The organism is Halomicrobium sp. HArcht1-1 (assembly GCF_058933285.1).
Map to the genome: position 1 here is coordinate 2,563,933 of NZ_JBZYDL010000001.1, position 24,269 is coordinate 2,588,201.

Annotated in this window: 21 protein-coding genes and 1 pseudogene; 13 read left to right on the forward strand and 9 right to left on the reverse strand. The window is 60.5% G+C overall.

Annotated features, from left to right (window positions below; genetic code table 11):
* Positions 1-99 precede the first annotated feature (99 nt).
* The 4 genes from AC5FRZ_RS13430 (at position 100) to AC5FRZ_RS13445 (ending at position 5,953) form a co-directional block, all read left to right on the forward strand.
* The gene (locus tag AC5FRZ_RS13430; RefSeq protein ID WP_493564833.1) at positions 100-2,136 is read left to right on the forward strand and encodes an FtsX-like permease family protein; all 2,037 of its coding nucleotides are present in this window, start codon (positions 100-102) and stop codon (positions 2,134-2,136) included.
* 72 nt (positions 2,137-2,208) lie between these two features.
* On the forward strand, positions 2,209-3,246 hold the full coding sequence (locus AC5FRZ_RS13435) for a DUF8471 domain-containing protein (RefSeq protein WP_493564834.1): 1,038 nt from the start codon (positions 2,209-2,211) through the stop codon (positions 3,244-3,246).
* A 527-nt stretch (positions 3,247-3,773) separates the two neighbouring features.
* Positions 3,774-5,096, forward strand: a complete 1,323-nt coding sequence (locus AC5FRZ_RS13440) for a glycosyltransferase family 2 protein (RefSeq protein WP_493564835.1) — start codon at positions 3,774-3,776, stop codon at positions 5,094-5,096.
* 26 nt (positions 5,097-5,122) lie between these two features.
* Positions 5,123-5,953: a polysaccharide deacetylase family protein gene (locus AC5FRZ_RS13445; protein ID WP_493564836.1), complete on the forward strand. Its 831-nt coding sequence runs from the start codon at positions 5,123-5,125 to the stop codon at positions 5,951-5,953.
* Positions 5,954-5,959: 6 nt separating this feature from the next.
* On the opposite strand, the gene AC5FRZ_RS13450 is transcribed toward AC5FRZ_RS13445, so the two are convergent.
* Both AC5FRZ_RS13450 and AC5FRZ_RS13455 read right to left on the reverse strand, forming a co-directional pair.
* On the reverse strand, positions 5,960-7,519 hold the full coding sequence (locus tag AC5FRZ_RS13450) for an alkaline phosphatase family protein (RefSeq protein ID WP_493564837.1): 1,560 nt from the start codon (positions 7,517-7,519) through the stop codon (positions 5,960-5,962).
* 2 nt (positions 7,520-7,521) lie between these two features.
* Positions 7,522-8,589 (reverse strand): NAD-dependent epimerase/dehydratase family protein, encoded by a 1,068-nt coding sequence (locus AC5FRZ_RS13455; protein ID WP_493564838.1) that lies wholly within the window; start codon positions 8,587-8,589, stop codon positions 7,522-7,524.
* A 99-nt stretch (positions 8,590-8,688) separates the two neighbouring features.
* Here AC5FRZ_RS13455 and AC5FRZ_RS13460 point away from each other — a divergent pair, with 99 nt between their 5' ends.
* The 4 genes and pseudogenes from AC5FRZ_RS13460 to AC5FRZ_RS13475 all read left to right on the forward strand — a co-directional run bounded on the left by AC5FRZ_RS13460 (position 8,689) and on the right by AC5FRZ_RS13475 (position 12,908).
* Positions 8,689-9,573 (forward strand): glycosyltransferase family 2 protein, encoded by an 885-nt coding sequence (locus tag AC5FRZ_RS13460; RefSeq protein WP_493564839.1) that lies wholly within the window; start codon positions 8,689-8,691, stop codon positions 9,571-9,573.
* A gap of 616 nt (positions 9,574-10,189) precedes the next feature.
* Complete coding sequence (locus AC5FRZ_RS13465; RefSeq protein ID WP_493564840.1) at positions 10,190-11,575, forward strand: DUF2206 domain-containing protein; 1,386 nt, start codon at positions 10,190-10,192, stop codon at positions 11,573-11,575.
* Between the two features lie 90 nt (positions 11,576-11,665).
* Positions 11,666-12,280, forward strand: a pseudogene (locus AC5FRZ_RS13470) (oligosaccharide flippase family protein); the annotation flags it as partial.
* Positions 12,281-12,323: 43 nt separating this feature from the next.
* Complete coding sequence (locus AC5FRZ_RS13475) at positions 12,324-12,908, forward strand: polysaccharide biosynthesis protein (protein ID WP_493565097.1); 585 nt, start codon at positions 12,324-12,326, stop codon at positions 12,906-12,908.
* A 79-nt stretch (positions 12,909-12,987) separates the two neighbouring features.
* Here AC5FRZ_RS13475 and AC5FRZ_RS13480 read toward each other — a convergent pair whose 3' ends face one another.
* Genes AC5FRZ_RS13480 through AC5FRZ_RS13495 form a run of 4 tightly spaced genes read right to left on the reverse strand, consistent with a single transcriptional unit; the run spans position 12,988 to position 15,663 of the window.
* Complete coding sequence (locus AC5FRZ_RS13480) at positions 12,988-13,917, reverse strand: NAD-dependent epimerase/dehydratase family protein (protein WP_493564841.1); 930 nt, start codon at positions 13,915-13,917, stop codon at positions 12,988-12,990.
* A gap of 13 nt (positions 13,918-13,930) precedes the next feature.
* Positions 13,931-14,113, reverse strand: a complete 183-nt coding sequence (locus AC5FRZ_RS13485; RefSeq protein ID WP_493564842.1) for a hypothetical protein — start codon at positions 14,111-14,113, stop codon at positions 13,931-13,933.
* Positions 14,114-14,115: 2 nt separating this feature from the next.
* Positions 14,116-15,189 carry a glucose-1-phosphate thymidylyltransferase gene (locus tag AC5FRZ_RS13490; RefSeq protein ID WP_170092425.1) on the reverse strand — a complete coding sequence of 358 codons (1,074 nt, stop codon included), beginning with the start codon at positions 15,187-15,189 and terminating at the stop codon, positions 14,116-14,118.
* Between the two features lie 3 nt (positions 15,190-15,192).
* On the reverse strand, positions 15,193-15,663 hold the full coding sequence (locus AC5FRZ_RS13495; protein WP_170092426.1) for a cupin domain-containing protein: 471 nt from the start codon (positions 15,661-15,663) through the stop codon (positions 15,193-15,195).
* Between the two features lie 112 nt (positions 15,664-15,775).
* On the opposite strand from AC5FRZ_RS13495, the gene lhgO reads away from it, so the two are divergent.
* Complete coding sequence (gene lhgO / locus AC5FRZ_RS13500; protein ID WP_493564843.1) at positions 15,776-16,981, forward strand: L-2-hydroxyglutarate oxidase; 1,206 nt, start codon at positions 15,776-15,778, stop codon at positions 16,979-16,981.
* Positions 16,982-17,011: 30 nt separating this feature from the next.
* Positions 17,012-17,884, forward strand: coding sequence for a dTDP-4-dehydrorhamnose reductase (gene rfbD, locus AC5FRZ_RS13505; RefSeq protein ID WP_372480340.1), 873 nt, complete (start codon positions 17,012-17,014; stop codon positions 17,882-17,884).
* 31 nt (positions 17,885-17,915) lie between these two features.
* On the opposite strand, the gene AC5FRZ_RS13510 is transcribed toward rfbD, so the two are convergent.
* The 3 genes from AC5FRZ_RS13510 to AC5FRZ_RS13520 all read right to left on the reverse strand — a co-directional run bounded on the left by AC5FRZ_RS13510 (position 17,916) and on the right by AC5FRZ_RS13520 (position 21,303).
* On the reverse strand, positions 17,916-18,830 hold the full coding sequence (locus AC5FRZ_RS13510; protein ID WP_493564844.1) for a hypothetical protein: 915 nt from the start codon (positions 18,828-18,830) through the stop codon (positions 17,916-17,918).
* A gap of 181 nt (positions 18,831-19,011) precedes the next feature.
* Entirely contained in the window at positions 19,012-21,048 is a 2,037-nt protein-coding gene (locus tag AC5FRZ_RS13515; RefSeq protein ID WP_493564845.1) for a COG1361 family protein, read from the reverse strand.
* 117 nt (positions 21,049-21,165) lie between these two features.
* Positions 21,166-21,303, reverse strand: a complete 138-nt coding sequence (locus AC5FRZ_RS13520) for a hypothetical protein (RefSeq protein WP_170092431.1) — start codon at positions 21,301-21,303, stop codon at positions 21,166-21,168.
* Positions 21,304-21,472: 169 nt separating this feature from the next.
* On the opposite strand from AC5FRZ_RS13520, the gene AC5FRZ_RS13525 reads away from it, so the two are divergent.
* From AC5FRZ_RS13525 to AC5FRZ_RS13535, 3 genes are read left to right on the forward strand one after another with little or no spacing between them, the layout of a single operon-like run.
* Positions 21,473-22,894, forward strand: a complete 1,422-nt coding sequence (locus AC5FRZ_RS13525) for a DUF58 domain-containing protein (RefSeq protein ID WP_493564846.1) — start codon at positions 21,473-21,475, stop codon at positions 22,892-22,894.
* Positions 22,891-23,388, forward strand: a complete 498-nt coding sequence (locus AC5FRZ_RS13530) for a DUF8163 family membrane protein (RefSeq protein WP_493564847.1) — start codon at positions 22,891-22,893, stop codon at positions 23,386-23,388. Before AC5FRZ_RS13525 ends, AC5FRZ_RS13530 begins: the two co-directional genes overlap by 4 nt.
* Entirely contained in the window at positions 23,378-24,262 is an 885-nt protein-coding gene (locus tag AC5FRZ_RS13535; RefSeq protein ID WP_493564848.1) for a DUF7982 domain-containing protein, read from the forward strand. Before AC5FRZ_RS13530 ends, AC5FRZ_RS13535 begins: the two co-directional genes overlap by 11 nt.
* Positions 24,263-24,269 lie beyond the last annotated feature (7 nt).

A 24,269-nucleotide genomic window follows, 5' to 3' on the forward strand; every position in this document is an offset into this window, starting at 1 on the left:
TCGTCGCCGGGGCGTTGGCAGCTTATCCCGCGGCGTCACGGCCACCGGCGACACTGGGAACTCGCCACACGAAGCCCGACACACCGGTGGCGGCCGATAGTGGTCTCGGACGCCTGCGAGCTTGTGGTCACGCCGAAACTCCTCTCCTGGCGCTCGCTCGTCCCGACAGCAGCGACGCTGAGCGTATTCGCCCTCACCTTCTTGCTCGTCGTCTCGATCGCGGGACTGGCATCACCGCTTGGTGGCGAAGCCGGAGGGACAGGGACGATCACAGAAGCCGACGCACCCCATCCCCTGAACAGCCGACTCGACGCGGACTACGCCCAGGCGATCGAGGCGAGTGGCACGCCCGCGAGTGCCGAAATCATCTACGCGCAGGTACGCGACGGACAACCCTATATGGCCCACGGGGCCGACTATCACTCGTTTGCGAACGTGACGGACGCGACACTCGTCGAGGGTCACGCCCCCGAGACGACCGAAGAAGCCGTCATCGGGACGGACCTTGCACAGACCCTCGACGTCGCGGTCGGGGACACACTCACAGTCGGTGGCAGCGTCTCACCGGGGATCCGTCAGTACGAGATCGTCGGGACGTATCGAGCGCGCGGAACGCTGGACGACCTCCTCGTCATCCCGCTCGAATCAGCGTGGGGACTGGCGACGAGAGAAGGGCAGGTCCACATGATCCGCGTCGCCGGTGACGTTCCGACAGGGGACGGCGGCGGTCCCGAGAGGGCCAACCAGAGCGGGCTGGCGATCACCGAGTTCACTGGCCCGGAGCGAACCACAGTGAGAGAGAACGTCACGCTGGCGACGACACTACAGAACTTCGGAGAGGGAGAGCAGACCCGAACGGTGACGGTGCGATACCGCAACGAGAGTCGAGACCGAACGGTGACACTCACCACGGGTGAGCGCACCACCGTCGAGACGACGTTCGCCGCCGGAACGCCCGGCACGGCGCAGGCGACCGCTGGCTCGTACACACACAACGTGACGGTCCTCTCGCCAGACGCCGTCCGCATCCCACCCGAACTGCCCGAGACCGCACCACCCGGGAGCGGACTGTACGTCCCGGTCGTCTCGAACGACGACAGCCCGGTCGCAAACGCGGCAGTGACCGTCGACGGCGTCACCGTCCAGACGGGCGAGGAAGGCGTCGCAGTGATCCCACTGCCTCGAGAGGCGGGCAACTACACGATCACCGCCAAGCACGACGGTCAGACCGCAACGCACGATCTCCAGATCGTTCCGGGCAGTGGTCGCCGCCTCTCCGGCCGACTCAGCGTGTCGCCACAGTCGGGGAACGCGCTGACGAACCCGACGGTGACGGTCGAACTCGCGAACCCCTGGCAACAGGAGCTCACCCGAACGGTGACCGTCGTCGGTCCAGTCTCGTCCCGTGAACGCCAGGTGACGCTGACTCCGGGGAACCGGACGCGCATCGAATACACCGCCGGAGCGGGGACACAGACCCAGCCCGGCGAGTACACCTTCCAGCTGAACGCCAACGGCACGGCGATCGCGACAGCCGGCTACACCGTCACCGGAGACGACCGGCTGGCAGCCGCAGTCGCGAGCAGCGGGCAGTTCGCCTCTGGGACGACGATCGAGCGCTCGGTCGAGGGCGTCTTCGGGAACGTCCAGCTCGTCCTCGTCGCGCTCGTCGTCCTGGCGGGACTAAGCACCGTCGGGAGTACGACGGCGACGTTCGCACAGGCCGTCCACGCGCGCCGACAGTCCATCGGGATCCACCGCTCGGTCGGGGCGACCCGCGGTCAGCTCCTGCGCTTGATCCTCGGGGACGTGTTGCGCATCGCGATCCCGGCAGCGCTGCTCGCCGTGCTGGTCGGCGTCGGCGCAATGGTCGCGCTGAATCGAGCGGGCTGGCTGGTCTTCTTCGGGTTCCGCCTCTCGACGGCCACGCCGCCGGTCTTGCTCACGGTACTCGCCCTCGCAGGTGTGGGCCTCGCCCTCCTGGGCGCACTCGCGGCGACAATTCCGTATCTGACCGCGTCGCCCGTCTCGCTGCTCCCGGCCGGCGACCGTGTGCAGTTGCCGACCGCCGAGCGCGGACGGCAGTCGGACGGTCGCGAGCAGCGGCCACCGCCCGACGCGTCGGACGACGACTGACACTGGCCCGATTCGATCGCTGGACGGAATGTCGACCATCTTTTAACCCAGGTGGATGATACACCAGTATCAATGGCTGACGACGTCCAGTGGCGCGCCCTCCTGCCAGAGCCAATCCGGACGCTCCCTGCGGACCTCGTGGCGATCGTCGTCCTCACACTGCTCACAGCCGCAGCTGCGACCATGCCAGTGGTTCGAGAGACGCCGCTGCGTATCGTCCTGGGCCTCTCATTTACGCTGTTCATCCCAGGCTATGCCTTCATCGCGGCACTCTTTCCGGAGGCGGGAGCGGGACCAGCCGAACACGGCGACGAAGCTGACGCCGACCGAACCGAGGACGGCGGTATCGACGGCATCGAACGCGTTGCCCTCTCCTTCGGACTCAGCATCGCGCTCGTCCCGCTGATCGTCCTCGTCCTGAACTTCACGCCGTGGGGGATTCGACTCGTGCCGATCCTCGTCGGCGTCGGTGGCTTCACGCTGGTCGCGACCGCCGTTGCAGCGCGCCGTCGACGTGCGCTCTCACCCGAAGAACAGTTCAGTGTTCCCTATCGAGCGTGGATCACGGGTGCGCGGACAGAACTGTTCGAGCCCGAAACACGAACTGACAGCGCCCTGAACGTCCTGCTGGTACTCAGTATCCTGCTGGCCGCCGGGAGTGTCGGCTACGCTATGACTGACCCACCACGGGGCGAATCGTTCAGCGAGTTCTACCTCTTGACCGAGAATGACGACGGCGAACTCGTCGCCGACAACTACCCCGAGGAGTTCGTCCGGAGCCAGTCCCAGTCCGTCGTCGTCGGGATCGGGAACCACGAACACCAGCCGACGAACTACACGGTCGTGATGGAACTCCAGAACGTGAGTTTCACCGGCCCCAACGGCACCCAAAGTCGAGTGAATGCTGAAGAGGAACTCGGTCGCTATCAGACGCGACTGGCGGACAACGAGACCGAGCATCGAACGGTCGACATCGAGCCGACGACGACCGGTCGGAACCTGCGCCTGCTGTTCACGCTCTACCAGGGCGACGCTCCGGAAAACGCCTCGATCGAGACGGCCTACCGGGAGACTCACCTGTGGGTGAACGTGAGTTCTGACAGTGGGTGAACGGTCCCAGCAGAGTCAGTGTGCGAAAGCAGAGGGGACGAGCGAGGCCGTGCGTAGACGAGCGCGGACGGAAATCGGATCCCGACACTGTACGCGTCGACTACGCTGATTTAAAATGCACCTACGATGACGTGAACACGATACGGAGGGCCGTCATCGCCGTCCGGTGGTTTGGCGGCAGGCGTTAACATTCATACAATCCAATAGCTATATGCCGACTCGATTTCACAGTTGCAGTAAAGTAATGATCAGATATCCGCGGAACGTTCGTGAGTCGGATTTGACGTGTCTGTGGTGAACGCGCTGGTCGGAGGAGCGATCGAAAAGACGTGATTCGGAACAACCACCAAACAGTAGTGGCCGTGTAAGAGGCTAAATGAGTAGCAGACAACAACAAAATCTGACGCTGTTTGCCACCCGTACGAGCGGTGTATCCACGCGACGAATGCGTGGACATACCACGGTAGTTACGGATGCTGCATCACAACACACTGCCGGCGAACGACCGCGTGGTGATCTAAGCAACGATGTCTGAGAACGCATACGAACAGAAACAGAGTTCGAGCGTCACGACAGCCGATCCGGGACACGCCGTTGGCTTCGTCGTGAGAGAGGAGAACACGGAAGCGTTACTCCGTGCGATCCTGCGAGCACAGCAGCGGGGATACGACGTGTTCGTCGCCACACTGGACCGATCAGACGACGAGAGCGTTCGATTCGCGAAACAGTTGGGTGCGAAAGTGGTCCCGCTGCGAACGGACGAACTGGCACCCGACGCAGTCCGTCGGTGCCTGTCCGTCGCCGCAGAGGAAGCCGGCTGTTCCGGTCTCCTGGTCCACCTCGACGTCGAGGAACGGATCGACTACGAGCGGAGTGTCGAGCCGGCAGAGACGGAGCAGTTCTGTACCGACGCAGCGATCGAAAGTGAGTCGCCGACAGCGGCGACACCCGAGGTGCTCGTGGGCATACCGGCGTACAACGAAGAGCAGGCCATCGAGTCGGTCGTCGAAACCGCGCGTTCCGTCGCAGACGAGGTGCTCGTCGTCGACGACGGCAGCCAGGACGAGACGGCGACACTCGCAGCAGTTGCAGGGGCGACAGTCGTCGAACACGAGGAAAACAGCGGCTACGGGGCGGCGCTCCAGACGACGTTCCGAGAGGCCGACGCCAGAGATGCAACGCACCTCGTGGTCATCGACGCCGACGGACAACACGACCCCGAAGATATCCCCCGTCTGGTTGCAGTCCAGAAAGAGACCGACTCCGAGCTCGTCATCGGGAGCCGGTTCGCCGACGACGGCGACACCGACGCGCCCCTGTATCGGCGGTTCGGGCTCACCGTGGTGAACGTGCTGACGAATCTCAGCTTCGGCGTCGTCCGGCCACGGTCGTGGGTCAGTGATACCCAAAGTGGATTCCGCGCCTACGACCGGCGCGCGATCGAGAGCCTCGCCGAGGACGGTGGTATCGGCGACGAGATGAGTGCCAGTACCGACATTCTCCACCACGCACACACCCACGAGTACGGCATCGAAGAGGTCGGGACCACCATCGACTACGACGTCGAGAACGCCAGCAGCCAACATCCGGTCTCACACGGGATCACACTGGTGAGCAACATCCTGCGAACGGTCGAACACGAACGGCCGATAACGACCCTGGGCGTCCCCGGATTCCTGAGCTCGTTCGTGGGCCTGGGCTTTGGCTACTGGACGTTCTCGAACTACATCTCGTCGGGGACGTTTCCGATGGGGCTCGCGATCACGTCCGCGTTCTTTGCCCTGGCAGGCATCTTCGCGTGTTTCACGGCCATTATTCTCCACTCGCTGAAACAGCACCTTGATACCTGACGCTTCGGAACCACTCCACGAAGCTCATGACGGCACAGTCGGCCCACAAGATAGCATGGCCCTTCGAAGAGTCGGTCTTCGTCACGCTCGATTTCGAATGTGATTACGGAACTGCACTGCCGGAGAACACGTACCAGGCGGTCGACCACGTCGACACGCTCGTGGCGATCCTCGAACGGCTCGACGTTCCACTCACCGTCTTCGTTCAAACGGAGCTCCTGACCGAACGACCAGATGTCGTCGAGCAGCTGCGGGACTGCGGGGCCGACGTTCGCTTCCATCCACACTCACACACCCACCGGCCGAGAGAGGAGACCTCGATCCAGGAGGAGATCACCGACAGTACCCGCGAGTTCGAATCATTTTTCGGACGGCAGCCGACGGGGTACAGACTCCCGAACGGAAACATTCGAGACAGTGATTATCAGTATTTGGCCGACGCCGGCTACGACTTCGACGCCAGTCTCTTCCCGTCGTGGCGACCGAACCACTTCAACAATACGGCAGCTCCGACGGCCCCACATTACCTCCCGGAACACGATCTGGTCGAGATCCCGTTTACCGTCTACTCCTCGCTGCTCCGCGTGCCAACGGCACTATCCTACTGCCGGCTCCTCGGTCGTCCGTTCACGCGACTCTTGACTGCGAGGCCACCGTCGGTCGTGATCTTCAACATTCACATGCACGATCTCGTGAATCCACCGTCGTTCGACGAGCTATCGACCTTCTACAAGTCGATCTACTCACGGAACGACGACGGGTTCGCGATGTTCGAATCGATTCTGGAAAAGTTCAGCCAGCGGGGCTATGCGTTCAGGACGGTCGACGACGCCTACGACGAGTTCGTCGTGGAGTGAAGCCCCCTATTCGAGGTAGCCGATGTCCTCTAATCGCTCTTCGACAGCGTCGTCGAGTTCGTCGGCGTCCTGCGTCGCCTCGTCGAGCGACGACAGCGGTCGACGCGTTTCAGTCGCCCGTTCTGCAGGTGCGCTACCCTCGGCGAAGATCGACTTCACCGGAGCGCCATCCATGTCCGTCGGGATCGAGAGCCCCATCCAATCGAGGATTGTCGGCGCGATGTCCGTGATCCGGATCGGATCGATTTCTCCTGGCTCGATGTCGTCGCCGTGGAACAAGACCATCCCGGCAGGCACGTTCTCGGCGTTCCATCCGGACGGCTCGGTGAACGACTCCGTCTGGCCCATGGCTTCGCCGGTGTGTACGCCAGGACGCTGGTCGAAGATCAGATCCGGCGCACGGTCGAGATACTCACCGGAATAGACTTCGTCGGGCCGGTGGATCGAACGTGCGATCGGTTCGCCGTTCAGGCCGGTCGCGGCTTCGAGATCGGATTCGAGCGACTCGAGTATCTCCACTCGCTCGGACTCGCTGTCGGCGACGACGTAGATGAGTCCCTGGCCACTCCCGATCGCCGTCGTGTTCTCCCAGTCGACCATGTCGAGTTTCGCTTCGCGGACCACGCCCTCGTCGCTGGGAAACCGCTCGATGAGCGGTCGCGGGATCAGCGGGCGAATCACCTTTTCCAGACCCATCGAACGCACGATCGACGCAACCCGCTCCTGTGTGAGACCGACATCGTGAAGCCGTGAGGCGACGCTCGACTCCGTCGCGAGGTACCCCTTCTCTTCGAGCCAGTGGTTGACGTAAAACACCGTGTCGATCTCGGTACACCCGTGATCGGACATCAAGACGAGGTTGTAGTCGCCGTCGACGAACGGTTCGAGTTCTTCGTCGATGATCTCGTAGGCACGCTTCGTCTCCGCCTCGTTCCAGAAGTAGTGTTGCAACACGTTGAGGTGAAACAGCGTCACGTGCAGAAACTCCAAGTCGCGCTCTTCGAAGAGCGTGTGCGCGGTCCGGAGACGCGTCCGCAGGAGGTCGTACACCATCTCGACTTCGGCTTCGGCGTCCTCGTTGGACGTGAGCACGTTCTCGGGGTGAATCCGGTAGTCGAAGCGGTCCTCGACCTCGGCCTGCAGATCGTCCGGTTTCGAGTAGTTCCGTTCCCTGGAGCGGGGGCCGCCCGCGATCATGAACTCGTCGATCTCTCGGGGCGGGTACGACATCGGGAGGTTGACGACGCCGGCAGACCGACCGTCGTCGTTGAGGTAATCCCACAGCTCGGGGCTGTCGAAGTCCGTCGAATCCGGGAGGTGCATCTTCCGGTTTTCCGTATCGATCCGTTCCCACCAGTAGACGCCGAGCTTGCCCGGGTTCTTGCCCGTCGCGTAGCACTTCCAGTTGGGGCAAGTGACGGGCGGCAGTCGAGAACGAGAGATGCCGTGGGCACCCTCGTCTCTGAGCCGAGCGAAGTTCGGGAGATCTCCCTGCTCGATCCAGGGCTCGATCAGCGGCCAGTTCGAGCCGTCCAATCCGACGACGATGGTCCTTTCAGCGCACATATTTAGATCACCTTGAAAAACTTCTTGACGAAACGAAGTCCTTTTTGATCCGGTGCGGTACGGTTCCCCACAACGCCTTCGGATTTTTCACGTACGAAGTTGTCACGATACCACTCATACGTGTCGATAAGTGCCTCCTGGTTCGAGTACTGGGGTTCCCATCCCAGTCTCTGAATCTTCTCGACGTTGAGATACGTGTCCTCGTTTGCTGTTTCATAGAGACTCGGATAGAGTGGTGAAAGATTGAACAGCGTTAGGAGTCGGAGTCCCCAAATAGCCAGGAACGCTGGAGTTCCGATCACACGCTTGCCTGTTCCGGCGTGGTCAATGAGCGCCTGAAAATCTTCACGCATCGTTCCGAACTCTGCCGCCCCGAGATTGAATTCTGTATCGACATCGTCGCGGTCAGCACTCAGCAACAGATCCAGTGCCGCAACGATGTCGTCAACGTGCAAGAGCTGGTACTTGTTCTTCCCAGCACCGACCAGAGGGACGTTCGCACCTGTGTGGACCCAGTCGAAGAGGATCTGGAAGACTCCGAGGCGCTGCCGTCCGATGAGTGCCTGCGGGCGGACAACGGGGACACACAACCCGTCTTCACGATACTCCCGGCACACCTGCTCGGCTTCGAGTTTAGCTTTACCGTAGACACTTCTTGGTTGCAGTGGTGAGTCCTCTGTGACAGGTGGATCGTCTCTCCGACCGTACACAGCGGCAGACGATAGGTAGATTACTCGATCTACGTCGCCATTTTCAGCAGCATCGAGCGTCGTTCTGGTGCCATCAACGACGGCCTCGTGAACCTCTTCGTCGTCCCACGTCGGGATCGCAGATGCCGCGTGGATAATCGCATCAGCCTCATCGGCCAATTCGTTCATCAGTTCCTGATCGCGTACGTCACCCTGTACGTATTCAACGTCGCCAACATCGTCGTCTTCTTGGAACGGGTGCAAGTCCACAGCAGTGACATCAGCACCTTGTTCACTGAAGTAATTGCAGGCGTGAAGTCCGAGAAATCCCGTACCACCTGTGACGACGAGAGACGACAGAGATCGTGCCTCAAGATTCATTCGTGATATGGCTTGGACAAGAACCTACATAGTTGTTCTTCTCTCTCTCCGTAGGAGTGGTATGAACGTATAAGTATGAGAGGGTGGAAGCAAGTGCCAATGTCAGAGAAGTCTGAGAACCCTACTTTCTCACTTGTATTTCTCACGTGGAATGCAGAAGATTGCCTTCCCAAAACATTGGATTCTGTTGCTAAGCAGGAGTTCGACGACTACGAAGTTGTTATCGTCGATAACAATAGCAGTGATAGCACCATTCAGATCGTACAAGAGTACGCAGAGGAGTTACCCATTCAACTCATCGAAAACAACGAAAACCTCGGATTCGCAGCGGGAACCAACCGTGGAATCGATTCAAGTAATGGCAAGTACATATGTTGTTACAATCATGACACAATCTTCACCAACGATTACTTAGAAACACTTGCAAATTGCCTATCACCAGACGCCGTCTGGACAACTGCACGTGAAAACCATCGAGTATCAACCGAGCACCGAACCGTCAGACTGCTTGACTGGCAACGATACGCAATTCCCTATATCGTGGACAACCATACAGGCGTTTCAGAGGTGAATTTTGTTCCTGGAGACGGAGTTATTATACCGCGAATCGTATACGAACAAGAGCTTGATAGTGTTGTTTTCGAACTTCCTGGAAGAGGAGAAGATGTTGACCTCAGCCGTCGTTTGATGGATTCTAATGTACCAATGTATGCTGTTCTAGATACATATTCCATCCATCCAGATACCGGAATTTATGATGTCCGGCTTGAGAATGTATTAGAGCACTTGACTCACGGCAAGATGAGATTTAAAGCATACCGTCGGAATGACCATACTGTTGCAGATCTTTTGTTCATAGCTTGCTCTCTATTCACCCTCCCGCTGGTGATATACCTCAAGCCGTTTCCGAGATCTGAGAGTGATTTTCAAAAGCGAACATCAAATATAACCGAGGGCGACACCAACTATAGATCATCCATTTAAAACCGGACACGATCACTTAGATAGTCTGAGAGACAAATTCGGCCTGTCACTCCGTTAGTGTTAAATTGAGTGTAGCGTTAGTGCGTGGCGTGAGCGATCTTTCAAGGACAGTAAAATTCTCTTTTATTCTTATATCAGCAAGTGTAGCTGCTGGACTCTGGGCCAGAACCACACAAGAAATGGGATCACTCACGCTGATATTTGCAGTGATTGGAATGTCGCCATTTTGGTTATTCTGGCCCAATCGAGAACCAGATACGTTGGAGTACTGGGTTCTTCTCGTAGCAATTGCAATTTCACTTGCACTTGTTCTCCCACTATCTAGCCCCTTATATTTCCAATCTCGGAGACCAAGGCAACGAATTTCATGCAGCTTGGTCAACCCTCCAGCACCATCACTGGGATTATCAGACGACATTACTGCGACACAATACACTACCGACCCTGACTGTTCTAACACCAGTTATCTCAATTGTCACAGACCAATCATTGTCGTGGGTTTTCAAGTCAGTGCGACCGCTGTTTTTACCAGCAATTATATTATTGATGGTTTTAATACATCGGGAGTACGTTAATGAAAAGATCAGTATTTATTGGGTCGCTTTCACTATTATTCATGCACGGGTACTTTCGGACACTGTCGTTCAATACGAGAACATCAGCAGCGATAGTGTTTCTACTTCTGCTTATTTATTCTGGGCTTCATCAATACAACCTTATTGCAATTCTCTCTGTTTTTGGGATGGTGATGAGTCATTATGCGACAAGTTTCATTTCAGTCCTTATCTTCTTCACACTCTATCTGTGTGTCAGTATATACATTCCATTCAGGGAAGTTATCGAAGAAAGGCTTTCAAGGAATGATTCCGGATTCTTCAGCGTATCATTTCGTTCAATTTCACTTCCCAATCCACCAAAACGGCTTAATTCAATAGTATATTCCCTACCACTCCTTGCCACGATGGCGATCTGGTACAATACTTTCGTAGCAGATATGTTCGTCACCGCGTCCACACTTCTTGTTAAGTTCACACAGCGAACAGTAGAGCTATTGTCAGAAGGTCTGCAATCAGAATCTTCCAGTGAATCATATATATTGGTCGTCATCAATAAAGTTGCGAGTGGTGAACTGCCGTTCAGCATCGCTGTTTATGTGCCAATGCTGGTTGTCCTTCTCGGCGTTATTGGTATTGGAGTGTTATCTCTATTCACAAAGGCGCGCTCTAGACTGCCGATCAACGAGTCCATCGCAGGTGAATACGCTCTTATTGGAGTAACCGCTGTTGCTATGGTTGGGACCACAATTCTACCAACGCGTGAATTTAACCCAGATCGAATGGTACCGATGATGCTCACCCTACTTGGGCCGTTCTTTGTTCTTGGTATGATATTTCTGGCGCAGGTTTTTCTGAAAGAGGCCGATAGGGTTGATTACGACCACATCGTACAGATCAGTGCTGTGTTCATGCTCATTATGCTGTTGGTCGGTTCTGGTGTTGTAGCAAATGTCAACGGAGGGAACGACTACTCGATCAATTTTGCACTTGCAGGAGACCGTACACAGGAAATTGGAACACACCAGTTTAATCTCTCATATTGGTCCTCTGTCTGGCCAAAAAAAGATGTCAAGTCAGGAAGGTGGCTTGGTAAACACATTCAGGCAAGTGAGAGTGCCGACGCGTCTGGACAGCAAGGTGCGAAAATACATGCAACTGGTGCAAACAGATGGACATGGGGCCCACTTCTATCATATGGTGGATTAGGGACTGGCGCTCCACCCGAAGAACGACCCGAGTTTGAAAAATACGACAGTATTTATAATAACTCTGTCTCACCAGGAGGATATGTTTATTTCCGATCATTCCAAACGAGTGATCAGAAGCTCACTAAACAACGAAGCCCGACACATATCTACTATAATCGCTCTCAGATCTGGCCACGAATCAACCAGCATCAGAAGATATACACTAATGGTGGGAGTATGACGTTTCACAACGGATGAGAACAGTGAAGAGATGATACTTGATCAGACCACAGATGGAGTCTCTCTGCCTACAACCGATACTAGATCGGACAGTGATGGTGGATATACATGGTGAGTGTGAACAATCTGATTGATCCTTTCCGACGACTCTTCAATCAATCGCTGTATCGAAATGGGCTATTTCTCATCCTCAAGAACGCTGCTGGTGCCGGTATCGGCTTCCTGTTTTGGCTGGTCGCGGCACAGGTCACTACAAAAAACGCGGTCGGTCTTGGGAGTGCTATCGTTTCAATAATCAGACTTCTTGCGATTCTATCTTTGGCAGGCCTGGAAGTTAGTATTATTAAATATTATCATAAATACAACAACCAGTCGTCATTAACGAACTTTATAGTCGCTATAGTCGCAGTTTTCGGCTTCGTATATAGTATCATATATCTTCTTGGACAGAACCTATGGACCCCAGACCTCGATATAGTGACCGCTTGGCCGTTCTGGGGGTTGATTATCTGTGCAACGATGACGACAACGATGGCAGATGTCCTCTCCAAAGGGGTGTTTATCGCACAACAGCGCTCTCATCGTGCGTTCGCCCAACATATGATATCGGGGCTTCGAATCCCAGCACTCTTAATTTCAGTCATTTCACACACATTTTCAGTCGTGTTTGCATACTTTATCGGTATGTTTGCAAGCCTCATATCAGGTTTCGCTTTTCTCTATCGAGATCCAAACTACAGTTTCACCATATCAATCCCTACGAGAGATGTATCCGAGCTCAGTCCGATATTCATTTGTCAACTACATATCCAGGATACTGGAGGAGCTTCCTGGCCTACTTCTTCCAGTACTCGTCGTCGCAACGCTGGGTCCAGAAGAGAATGCAGAGTTTTTCATCGCGTGGTCAATTGCATTCTTATCCATCCAGATACCGCGAGCCACAGCGAATTCGCTATTCGCAGAGGGTTCTAACGAAAGTGACGGCTATGATTACAAAAAGTACTTTTTATTCACCATTCCGATACTTTTTGTATTCATCACTGGAGTCTATTTGTTTGGCGGACTACTACTCTCGCTGTTCGGTTCCGGCTATGAATCCGCTGGCGGAGTATTGAAGCTACTGGTGATCGCTGCACTACCGTTTACGATCGTTGCAGCATACATTACCCGGTGCCGGGTCAGATCGAACCTCATCCAATTGTTCATTACCTACCTGGTACTGAATATCGTTACCTATGGTGCTTCTATCCCACTGATGGAAACAAGAGGTATAATGGGAATCGGTTACGCGTGGCTGATGGCCAATCTCGCAGCAGCGGCGTATTCTCTGTATCGAATTGTTGCAGACTGATTCAAATTGGCCTGCTTCAGACTTCAGAAGAGGAGGGGAAGAAAGATGCTCTAAACAAGATCAAGAATTTGAGGGGGAGTCACACAAACGCCCGGAACTTGTCGGCTAGCTCTTCGACACCCTGATCGAGCGTGTACCCCGTCTCGAAGCCTTCCGAGCGGATCTTCTCGTCGCTGACGATGTAGGACAGCTGATTCAGCTGTTCCGCCTCGGTGTAGCCGATCTCGACGTTCGGGAAGTGGTTTTCGATGGCGTCGACGACATCTTGCAGGCGACCGTTCTGGCCGACGACGTTGTAGGCCTCCCCGTCGCCCAGGTTCTCGGCTGCGAACAGCATCGACCGGACTGAATCCTGGACGTGGAGATAGGGGCGTTTCTGATCTTCGGCACCCTCGTAGACCGTCAGGGGTTCACCCATCGCCGCCAGCAGGGCGAACTTGTCGACGACGGTGTCGAAGCGCATCCCCGTGGTCCAGCCGTAGACGGTTCCCAGGCGGAGTCCGGTCAGGCCCATCTCGCCGTCGTAGAGGTCGAACATCTCCTGTTCGGCGGCGAGTTTCGCCTCCCCATACGGGGACTCGGGCTCGCAGTCGAAGCCCTCCTCGATCTTTTCTTCGGTCGTTCCGTACACCGAGCAGGTGACGGCGTTGACGAACTCGTCGACGCCGGCTTCACGAGCGTCCTCGAAGAGGTCGACGGCAGCCTCGTGGTTGACCTCCCACGTCTTTTCCGGGATGTCGAACGTCTCGGGTGCGTTCGTGATCGCCGCGAGGTGAAAGACCGTATCCACGCCGTCGAGTGCCGCCGCGCGGTCCTCGGCGTCGCGGATGTCGCCTTCGACGAAGTCGTAGTCGGCGTAGGACGGCAGGTCCCACAGCGCGTGAAACCGCGGCTGTCGGAAGTTGTCCATGATGCGAATCTCTTCGCCCGAGAAGGCGGGATGGTCCGGAATCTCACGGATCAGTCGCGAGCCGATGTATCCGAGGCCACCAGTAACAAGTACTGTCATGATTGCTTTCTCGTCACTCCATCGTATATTTCTCTCGGTTGGCGAGGATGTGCTCGCGGTCGTCGTCCGCGAGGTCCGAAAATCGGAGGACGGCCTCGCAGTCGAGACCCGGGCACTTCATCTCGCGTCGACTTTCGAGGACGTTTCCCGCCACGACGGTCCCGCAGTCGGGGCAACTGAGTGTGATGATACGCATTGTTATAGTTCGAGCGTGGAGTTGCGACCGACGACCATTCGGTCCCCGGCAGGTTGTTTCTCGTCGCTTGACGTGATCGTCGCTTGACGGCCGACGAGGCTGTCGACGATCGTTCGCTCCGCAGAGATCTCGTTGTCGCCCATCGTGACGCTGGCCTCGATGTGGACGTCGTCGATCTCCGAGTCCGCACCGATGCTCGTGTACGGTCCGATGTACGCGTTCGAGCCGATCCGAGTGTTCGGACCGATCGAGACCGGACCGCGAACGACGGCACCCGCTTCGATGACGGCACCGTCGTGGAGTTCGACGCGACCGATGACGGACTCTTCGTCTTCGACAGTGCCGGCGAGGTCACGCTCGATCGCGTCCAGGACCAGTCGGTTGGCGTGGAGCACGTCTCCCGGTTTGCCGGTGTCTTTCCACCACCCGTGGACGACGTGTGACTGGATTCGGTTGCCGTCGTCGAGGAGTCCCTGAATAGCGTCGGTGATCTCCAGTTCACCGCGCCAGGACGGTTCGAGACGCTCGATCTGGTCGAAGATCGCCGGTGTGAACACGTAGATGCCGATCAGTGCGAGGTTCGACGGCGGATCGTCGGGTTTCTCGGCGAGTTCGGTGATGTCGCCGGCTTCGTTCCGGCCGACGACGCCGTACCGAGACGGCTCGTCGACCTCCTGCAGGCCGATCCCGGCTGCGTACTCCTCTGGATCGAAGTCCGCGACCATCTCCTCGATCCCCTCGCGCATGAGGTCGTCACCGAGATAGACGACGAAGGAGTCGTCGCCGACGAAGTCCTTCGCACAGCCAATCGCGTGTGCCAGCCCGAGTGGATCGCCCTGAACGAGGTACGTGATGTCGACGCCGAAGTCCGACCCGTCACCCAGGTGTTCCTGGATCGCCTCACGACCTTTGTGACCCAGGACGACGCCGATCTCGGTGATACCAGCCTCCTTGAAGTCCTCGATCGCGTAGTCGAGCACCGGCTTGTTCGCGATAGGGACCAGTTGCTTCGGGCCCGTGTGCGTGATTGGGTAAAGACGCGATCCCGTCCCGCCTGCGAGTAGGACACCCTTCATGGTCTACTCGTGTGGAGGCTCTTCCCAGTCGAGCGGGATCTTGTCGGTGTCGTAGGGCAGCCGTTCCTCGTCGGGGTCCTCGTAGTCGTAGAGGTTGGTCGGGAAGTTGAGCAAGAGGACACGCTCGTCGCCGACAGCCTTGAACCCGTGCCAGCAGTCGCCCGGAACGCGGATCGCGTTCATGCTACCCTCGCCGATGATGTACGTGTCGAGTTCGCCCTCCGTGGGTGACCCCTCGCGGTCGTCGTAGATGCCGACCTTCGCTTTCCCCCGTGGAACGACGAAGTGGTCGATCTGACCACGGTGGTGACGATGCCACGCACGGACGATACCTGGGTACGTCTCCGAGAAGTAGGACATCTCCGGTTCGTCGTCACCGGCATAGAAGTCCCAGTCTGACCGCCAGATTTCGGTCAGCTGTCCACGCTCGTCGGCGTTGATCTGGAGGTCTTTGACTTCCACGTCGTGTATCATTTGTTTGCAATCTGGCCAACTCCTCCGTGGCTATTACTTCTTTTGATGCAGCCGACACGCGGGGAAAGTTGAGTAACACAAACCTCAATACCGTAGAATAGCAGTACCAAATATGCCAGAGTACGACGTTGCGATCGTCGGGGGCGGATGCGTGGGCTGCTCTGTGGCCTATCACTTGGCAACGGAGACGTCGCTCGATATCTGTGTCGTAGAGAAAGAGCACCATCTCGCACAGCACCAGAGTGGTCGCAACTCCGGCGTTTTGCATCCCGGATTCAATTACTCACCGGGCTCGCTGAAAGCCAAGTTTGCGACGGAAGGCACGAAACGGATGAAGTCGTACTGTCGCCAGAACAACATACCCATGGAAGAGCTCGGCGTCCTCGTCGTCGCTACCGACCAGCAGGAGCGACGCCGTCTCTCAGAGATTCAGGACCAGGCGACCGAAAACGGCGTCGAGACCGAAATTCTCGAAGACCGGGCGGCCATCCGCGAACACGAACCACACGCGGCCGGCCAGGCAGCGCTCTACTGTCCGGAGGCTGCGTCTGTCGATTCACAAAAGTACGTGTATTCGCTCGCTGGCGATACGGAGGACCTCGGTGTTGATTTCTTCACGGGCTATGAAGTAGAGCGCGTCCTGCGGTCCGGCGATACCCATCACGTGGAAACGTCCAACGGCACGATCACGGCTTCCTACCTGCTGAACGCCGCCGGCCTGTACGCCGATAAACTGGCACACCAGATGGGCGTCGGAGAGCAGTACCAGATCGTTCCGTTCCGCGGCGAGTACTACGAGCTCGTCCCGAAGAAGCGCGATCTGGTGAACTCGATGATTTACCCGACACCGGACCCAGAGCTTCCCTTCCTCGGTGTGCATTACACGCGGCGGACAGACGACAAGGTGATCATCGGTCCGAACGCGGTACTGGCCTTCGGCAGAGAGGCCTACGAGAACACTCAGTTCGACGTTGCAGAGCTCGCCGAGACCTTCGGTTACGAGGGTTTCTGGAGGCTGTTTTCGTCCTCGAAGATGGTTCGCGTCGCGCTGACAGAACTCAACAAATCGTATCGGAAAGAAGCGTTCGTCGACGCGGCGAAGTCGTTGGTTCCGTCGGTCGAACCCGACGACTTCGAGAAGAGTTACGCGGGAATTCGGGCCCAGATTCTTCGAGACGACGGGACACTCGTCAAAGATCCGCTCTTCGAGCATGGACCCCGGTCGACGCACGTGCTGAATGCGGTCTCACCGGGACTCACATCGTCGTTACCGTTCGGTGAACACCTGTCAGAGGCGATCCTCGAACGGATGGAATGAGTTTAGAACCTCTGTTTGGAACATCACGATATGCGACTGCTCGTCATCGGTGGCTCTGGACTCGTCGGTACGAACATCGTAGAGGAAGCCGAGGCCGCAGACATCGACGTTCACGCGACCTACCACACGACACAGAGAGACCACACCGGGATTCAACTGGACAAGACGGACCCGGAACAGACGGCAACCGTCATCGAGGACCTCGAACCCGATGCTGTCGTCGACACGGCCGCGTTTCACGCGGTCGACGACTGTGAAACTGCGCGTGAACGTGCATGGCGTGTGAACGCGACGGGCACGAGGAACGCGGCGGTCGCGGCCGACGAAGTCGGTGCTCACTTCGTCTACCTCTCGACCGATTACGTGTTCCCCGGGAATCCGACCGAGACACCGTACGTCGAAGACAATCCCGTCTCACCGCTCAACTACTACGCAGAGACGAAGTACGCGGGCGAACGCGCGGCCCGGATCGCGGACGAGGCCACGGTGCTCCGTACGAGTGTCGTGTACGGTCTCGCGAACGAAAACTTCGTCACGTGGGTGTTTGGTGAACTTGAATCGGGTAACGAGATGCAGATTGTCGACGATCAGGTATCGACGACGACGTACGCACCCGATCTGGCGAGAGCGTGTGTCGAAGTTGCCCGCGGGGGCGACACCGGTCTGTATCACGCGGCTGGGCCCGTCGCTCAGTCCCGCTTCGAGTTCACTCGTCAGCTCGCGGAAGTGTGTGGCTACGACCCGACACACGTCACGCCGATCACGACCGAAGAATTTGGTCAGGAGGCACCGCGACCAGCAGACGGCAGTCTGGACTCGTCGCGTCTCTACGAGACGATCGACTACCGGTTCCGTGAGCCAGCGACCGCGTTCGAAGAGATGCGAGAGCGCCGAGCCAACTGAGAGGACCGAACCAGAGAGCCCCGGACGGGCCTCACCCCCGCCCCGGCCCGCCTTCCATGCTGGCTTTCGAGAACGAGTACTCCTCACCGGCGACCGTCAGCCCCCGGTAGTACGCGTCGAGCACCGAGGGGCCGTCGTAGGGATCACCACGGCCGACGCCGACCATGAGGACCTCCGCGTCGCCGTAGGCCGACAGCGGCGTCTCGCCGATGTCCACGAACAGCTGGGACGGGGCGGACAGTTCCTGCCAGGCCGGCTCGGCGTCCTCGTCGAGTTCGACGCCCACGTCGCGGGTGTGCCACTGGCCGGTCCCGCGGTCGGCTTCGACTTCGCGGACCAGCGCCGTCAGCCGACCAGCGACGGCGTCGTCGACGAGCCCCGTGTCGGCCGCAGTGGGTTCGCGCACGACGAGCCAGACTTCGTCGGGGCCGACACCGGCCCGTTCGGCTTCGGTCCCGACGGCGGAGACGTTCTCGTCGGTGACCAGCCACTCGTAGGCGAGGCCGGTGCCACCGCCGTACGTGGCGAGGTCCTCGACCGTGAGGTCTCGATCGGAGACGCCGACCATCGAGAAGCCGTAGTCGTAGGTCACGCCGTCGTCGCCGCTGTGCTCGCCGTCTGATTCGTCGTCGGACCCGCTCCCTCGCCCGCCGCCACGCTCCCGGCCCGTGTCGGGGAGCGAGGTGATGTGGAGCACGTCCTCCGAGGATTGCCCTTTCCCCTGTCCGGGTTCAGTAGGGTCTCGAGCACTGGTGACGCTGACCGTCTCGCTCAGGCCGAGGAGCTGCTGGTCCTCGGTGAACTCGGCCGCAAGGTGGACGCCGTTCGTACTGGCCTGTCTGTCCTGGAGTTCCTGTACCTCTGCCGCCGACAGCGACGTCAGCGCTGTGCCTCCGACGAGGGTCGCACCGACGCCTCTGAGAAGCGATCGCCGATCGAATTGCATGGGAATTCGCGAGAACGTACGAGTCCACCGTTCATTGTTAGCCGCGCGGAAGCGACGCCACAGATCGATAAGCACGGCTTTGCGACGAGACAGCGTGGGTCCAGAGACAGAATCGCGTGGGGGACAAAGCGGAGCTTACCAGGGCGCAGTTCGCTGTCGTCGACGCGATCACACAACAGCGCTAGTCGTCCGCCGGCTCGGCGGGGTCGCGTTCGAACAGGGAGCGAGCGGCGTCGATCGTCGCCGCGGCGTCGTCACGGTCGATTCCCTCGGCCGAGAACGCGGCGCGTTCGTACGTCTCGACGATCCGTTCGAGCGCGGTCCGCTCGGCGTCGTCGAGCGCCTCGCTCCGTTCGAGGAGTTCCCAGTGCGTGTCCGTCGAGGACGCCTCCAGGTAACCGTCTCGCACGCCAGCGTACGCGGCGCGGACGGCCGCACCCGCGGCACCGCCGTCGAGGAACCGGTCTGCCCGGTCGAGTGCCGCCACGAGCGCGTCGTCGGCAGTGGGGGTCGCTGTCCGTGTGGGCGTCGAGCGGTCGACGGCCTCGTCCGGAGCCTCCTCGCGAGTCCGACGACGACGGACGAACAGTCCACCTCCAGCGAGGATCACGACACCGGCCGCGATCGTGAACCAGCGTCCGTCACCGAACAACCAGTTCACGACACCGCCGTCCGACGCGTTCACATCGGTCGAGATCGTCACCGTCGCACGGCTCGATTCGAGGTTGGTTCCGCCCCCGTCGAAGCGAGCGCCCACGTCGACGGTCGCGGCGGACCCGTCGGTGGGGAGCGTCGCGGCGAAGCGACCGTCCTCGTCGGTCCGGACCGTCGTCACGAGACTGCCGTCGCGAGTGATACTCACCGTCTGTGAATCGACCGGATCGCCAGCCTCGGTCGTGAGCTGGCCGGTCAGCGAGACGTTCTCGTCGGCCCGCGTCGCGTCGACCGAGAGGGTCGTCGGCGTCGACACCACGTCGACGGTGGCGTTCGAGCCAGCGGTGGTAATCGCTCGCTTCGACAGCGCCGTCGACACCCGTAGCGATCGTTGGCCCGGAGACACGCGTGCGGACAGGTTCGATCGGAACCGGACGCGGCCGCGTTCGTCGGTCGTCGCCCGCCCGAGCGAGACGCCACCGAGCGTCGCGGTCAGTGGAACGCCCTCGACGGGCTCGCCCTCGACTTCGAGCACGGCAGTCCCGCCGGCCGGTCGTCCGTAGCTCGTCTCCTCGGTCGCGTTCCGGACCGTCAGCGTCGCGGGCACCTGCTCGACCTCGACGGGGAGCGTCGCGCTAGATCCGAGGTAGATCGAGGCGTTGTCTGGCACGTACCGGACCGTGACTGCCGACGCATTGTGGGGAAGCGTCCGCGGACGGTAGGCGAGCTCGAAGCGACCGTCGCCGTCGGTCGTGATCTGGTGAGGGCGATCCGCGATCTCGATCACCAGACCCTCGTTCGTGACGGCGGTGCCGTTGGCCGTCGCGAGACGGCCGGTCAGCCGGAGCGGGTCGTCGTAGGCGATCGTGCGGGTCGCGTCGAGCACCGTCAGGTTCGTCTCGACGAACGTCTGGCGTTGTACCGTCGTCGCGGTCTCGGTGGTGTTGGTGGTGAGGTTCTGGACGGCCGTCTGTTCGGTGGTCGTGTCGATCCCGCTCTGGTTCCCGAGCCGGGCGTAGCCCTGCGTGACGCTGGTGCCGGTGTCGTTGACCCGGTCGGCCAGCCGTGCCATCTCGCGGGCCGCCGCCCGTGCTTCGGACGTGTTGCCCTCTCGACGGGCCGACTGGTAGCGCTCCTGGGCGCGCTCGAAGCGCTGGAGTTGTGTCGTGAGATTGCGCTGGTTCTGGCCGACCTCGCGGTACGTCTCGCCGGCGTCCCCGTCGCCGCCACCGGCGGTGTCACCGGCGACGTCGACGTACTGTTCGAGTCGAGAGTCGTAGTCGTCGCCGAGGACGGCCCGCGCACGTTCGTACTCGCCTTCGCTGAGGGCGACGGAACTCGACTCCAGTTGGCTGTCGAGTCGGTTTCCGAGCCAGCGGCGAAGCTGTTGGACGTCACCAGAATCCGACACCGAGTCGGGGTCCTCGTGCTGGACGGTGGCGTTGGTCGTCTCGTCGGGCGTCGCCGTCGACTGGGCGACGGCGGCGTCGCTGGCGACGCCGGTGAGGGCGATGCCGGTCAGACAGAGACACACGACACAGGCGACGGTCCAGCGGTCCGACACTGTCTTGGCGAGAGTACCGACCGGGTGCGTAAAAACCGTGCGCCTTTCGGGGCGTCGGCGGCGCTGCCATGACGACGGGACAGTCTCGGGCCGGATGGCGTCGCGACGACCGTCCACTCAGTCTTCGAACCGTTCCTCGTACGCACAGGACGGGCAGCTCACGATCGTCGGTGCGTCGGCACCGCCGGGCATCGCGGTCTTGTGGTCCAAGAGGGCGTCACACCGGGGACACGTGCTGGGGATCGTTTCGGACATCGAGCGACGATTCTCGGGCACACCCGATATAATTTCTGGATCTGAGTAGTTATAATCTGTATGTGTAGCTGTGATTGGAGTCCGGAGAATGTGAAACGAACGCCCGACGCCAGCGGCCTGGGTTCACGAAACCAGTAGCTTCAATGGGACGCGAGCGAAGCAACGAGCCATGCAGGTGACGCGTCGGTACTGGACGGTCGCCGCCCTCGGGACGGCGCTTGCCGTCTGGGGCGTCGTCGTCGCTGGCCCGCTCGCACTACTCGGGTGCGGTGCCGTCGGGGCCTGGCTGCTCGCCCGACAGTACCGGTTCGTCCGCTCGGCGACGCGGGTCCCGGCGGCGCTGAGCGTCGATCTCTCGACGCGGGATCGAGTGACGGCCGAAGAGACCGCCGAGTTGACCGTGGCCGTGAGGCTCGACACGGCGGTGTCGGTCCCAGTCACCGTCACCGTCGACCCACCGGTCGGTGCGACCGGCGATCCGGCGACGGTCTCGCTCGCGCCCGGCGAACGTGAGGGGGTCGCGTCCACCGCCGTGACCTGGCCGGTGGCGGGCTCGTTCACCGTCGACGACGTGTCGCTGTCGATCGCCGACACGGACGGGCTCTTCGCCCAGCTGGTCGAACTGGACGCCGGACAGGAAGTCGCAGTCAGCCCGCGGGCACCCGACGACCTCCACGTCGGCGAAGGCGGGAACCCGATCGCGACGGGCTTTGGCGAGCAGGCGTCGAGCCAGCTGGGCACCGGCATCGAGCCCGCAGAGATCCGGGAGTACGTGCCGGGCGACGCCGTTCGACAGATCGACTGGAAGGCGACGGCGCGGCTCGACCAGCCACACGTCATGGAGTTCGAGGGCGGCGCAGACCGGCAGACGATCCTGGTGTTCGACCACCGTGCCACGATGGCCGACGGACGAGCCGGGACGACGAAGCTCGACTACGCACGACAGCTCGCGGTCGCGATCGTCGACCGAGCACGCACGGACGACGACGGGATCGGCTACTACGCCGTCGGCGACGACGGCGTGACGACGGCGATCAGCCCGCTGGTCAGAACCGACGCCTGGGCCACGGTCCGAGCGAAGCTGCTCGCGGCCGCGACGACCGACGGTCGATCCGGCGGCGTCGGACCCAGAGGCTCACCGAACACACGGGTCGCCAGCCGGGTCGCGAGCGACGATTCGGCGTTCGGACGGACGCTCGCACCGTTTCTGTCGGAGGGTGAGGCGTACCAGCAGCGCTTCGACGCACAGCCGCTGGCGGGCGCGATCAGGACGGCCGAGTTCCCCAGTGACACCGTCGTTCGGACGGTCATCGTGACCGACGACAGCCGCCCGGACGAACTGCGAGCGGCGGTCCGGCGTGCCAGCCGGAACGGCAGCACCGTCGCGGTGTTCATGACGCCGACGGCGCTGTTCGAGTCGGGCGAACTCACCGATCTCGCCGGGGCCTACAGCGACTACGTCGCCTTCGAGGAGTTCCGGCGCGAACTCGCCGGCATGGAGGGCGTCGACGCCTACGAGGTCGGCCCCGGTGACCGACTCTCGGCGGTGCTGTCGGCGGGTCGAACGCAGCGACGGAGGGAGTCGGCGTGAGCGTCGAGGACGGCCCCGAGGGTCTGGGCGGTGCCCTCGCCGCGGATTCGCGAACGGCCCCGGCCGTCGTGGGGGCGGGTGCATTGCTGAGCGTCCTCACGGGCTGGCTCGTCGCCGGACTCGGCGGCGCACTGGCTGGCGTGGTCGTCGTGGCCGCCTGGCTCGCCGTCTCTCCGATCGTCGTCCTCGCGGTGGGGCACGTGCTGCTGGCCGCGGTCCTGCCCGAGAACCCGCCGCTCGCGACGCTCGCGCTCGCCCAGGCCCCCATGGTCGTCGTGTTCACCGGCAGCGTCCTCGACGCCGACAGGCCGAGGCGAACGCTCTGGCAGGGCGTCGTCGCGCTGACGGCGCTGTCGCTGGTCGTCGCGGGTAGTATCGCAACGTTCGGGACGCGCTGGCAGGTGGCCGCGATCCTCGTCGCCGTGGTCGCCGTCGCCGGCTACGGACTGCACCGCTACACTGTCGCGACACTGGAGGTCACCGATGAGTACTGATCGACACGCGACCGAACACCAGCAGACGACGGAGGAATCGACACCCGACGACGAGCTGTCGCCGGAGTTGGCGGCACAACTGGAGACGCTGCGGGCGGAGAACGAACGGCTCCGGTCGTCGTACGCCCGTGCCCGTCAGAGCCAGTACCGACAGACCGCGATCGGCTTTGCCGCCGTCGGCCTCGTCGCGACGATCGGGGCCCTCGTCTTTCCCTCGACACGGACGATGCTGCTCGCACTGGGCGGGACCGGCGTCTTCGCCGCCGTGTTGACGTGGTTCGTCACGCCCGAGCGGTTCGTCTCGGCCTCGGTCGGGGACGCCGTCTACGAGGCCCTGGCCCGCAACCACGAGCGCCTCTGTCGAGAACTCGGGCTCACGGACAGGCGGATCTACGTCCCGACCACCGATCCGGCGACCGGCGTCCGCCTGTTCGTCCCACAGCAGACGCCTTTCGAGATTCCAGATGCAGACGACCTGTCGGCGCTGTTCGTCACCACGGGCGAAGCGACGACCCGTGGCGTGGCGCTCCGTCCGACCGGTGAGACGCTGTTCGGCGAGTTCGAGTCGGCGCTGAGCGGGTCGTTGGCGGACACGCCGGGCGAGGTCGCGACGCAGGTTCGCGAGGCGGTCGTCGAGCAGTTCGAGATCGCCGACGCCGTCGAACTGGACCTCGACCGAGCGGACGGCCGGCTCACGGTGTCGACGACGGCCAGCGTCTACGGCGACCTCGGTCGGTTCGATCACCCGATCGTCTCGATCACGGCCGTCGCGCTCGCACGCGGACTCGACCGGCCGGTCCGAGCCGAGCTCGCCGGCGAGGAGAACGTGGCGACGCTGCGCTGGGAGCCCGCCGAGACGGAAAGCGACGAGTGACGCGCCG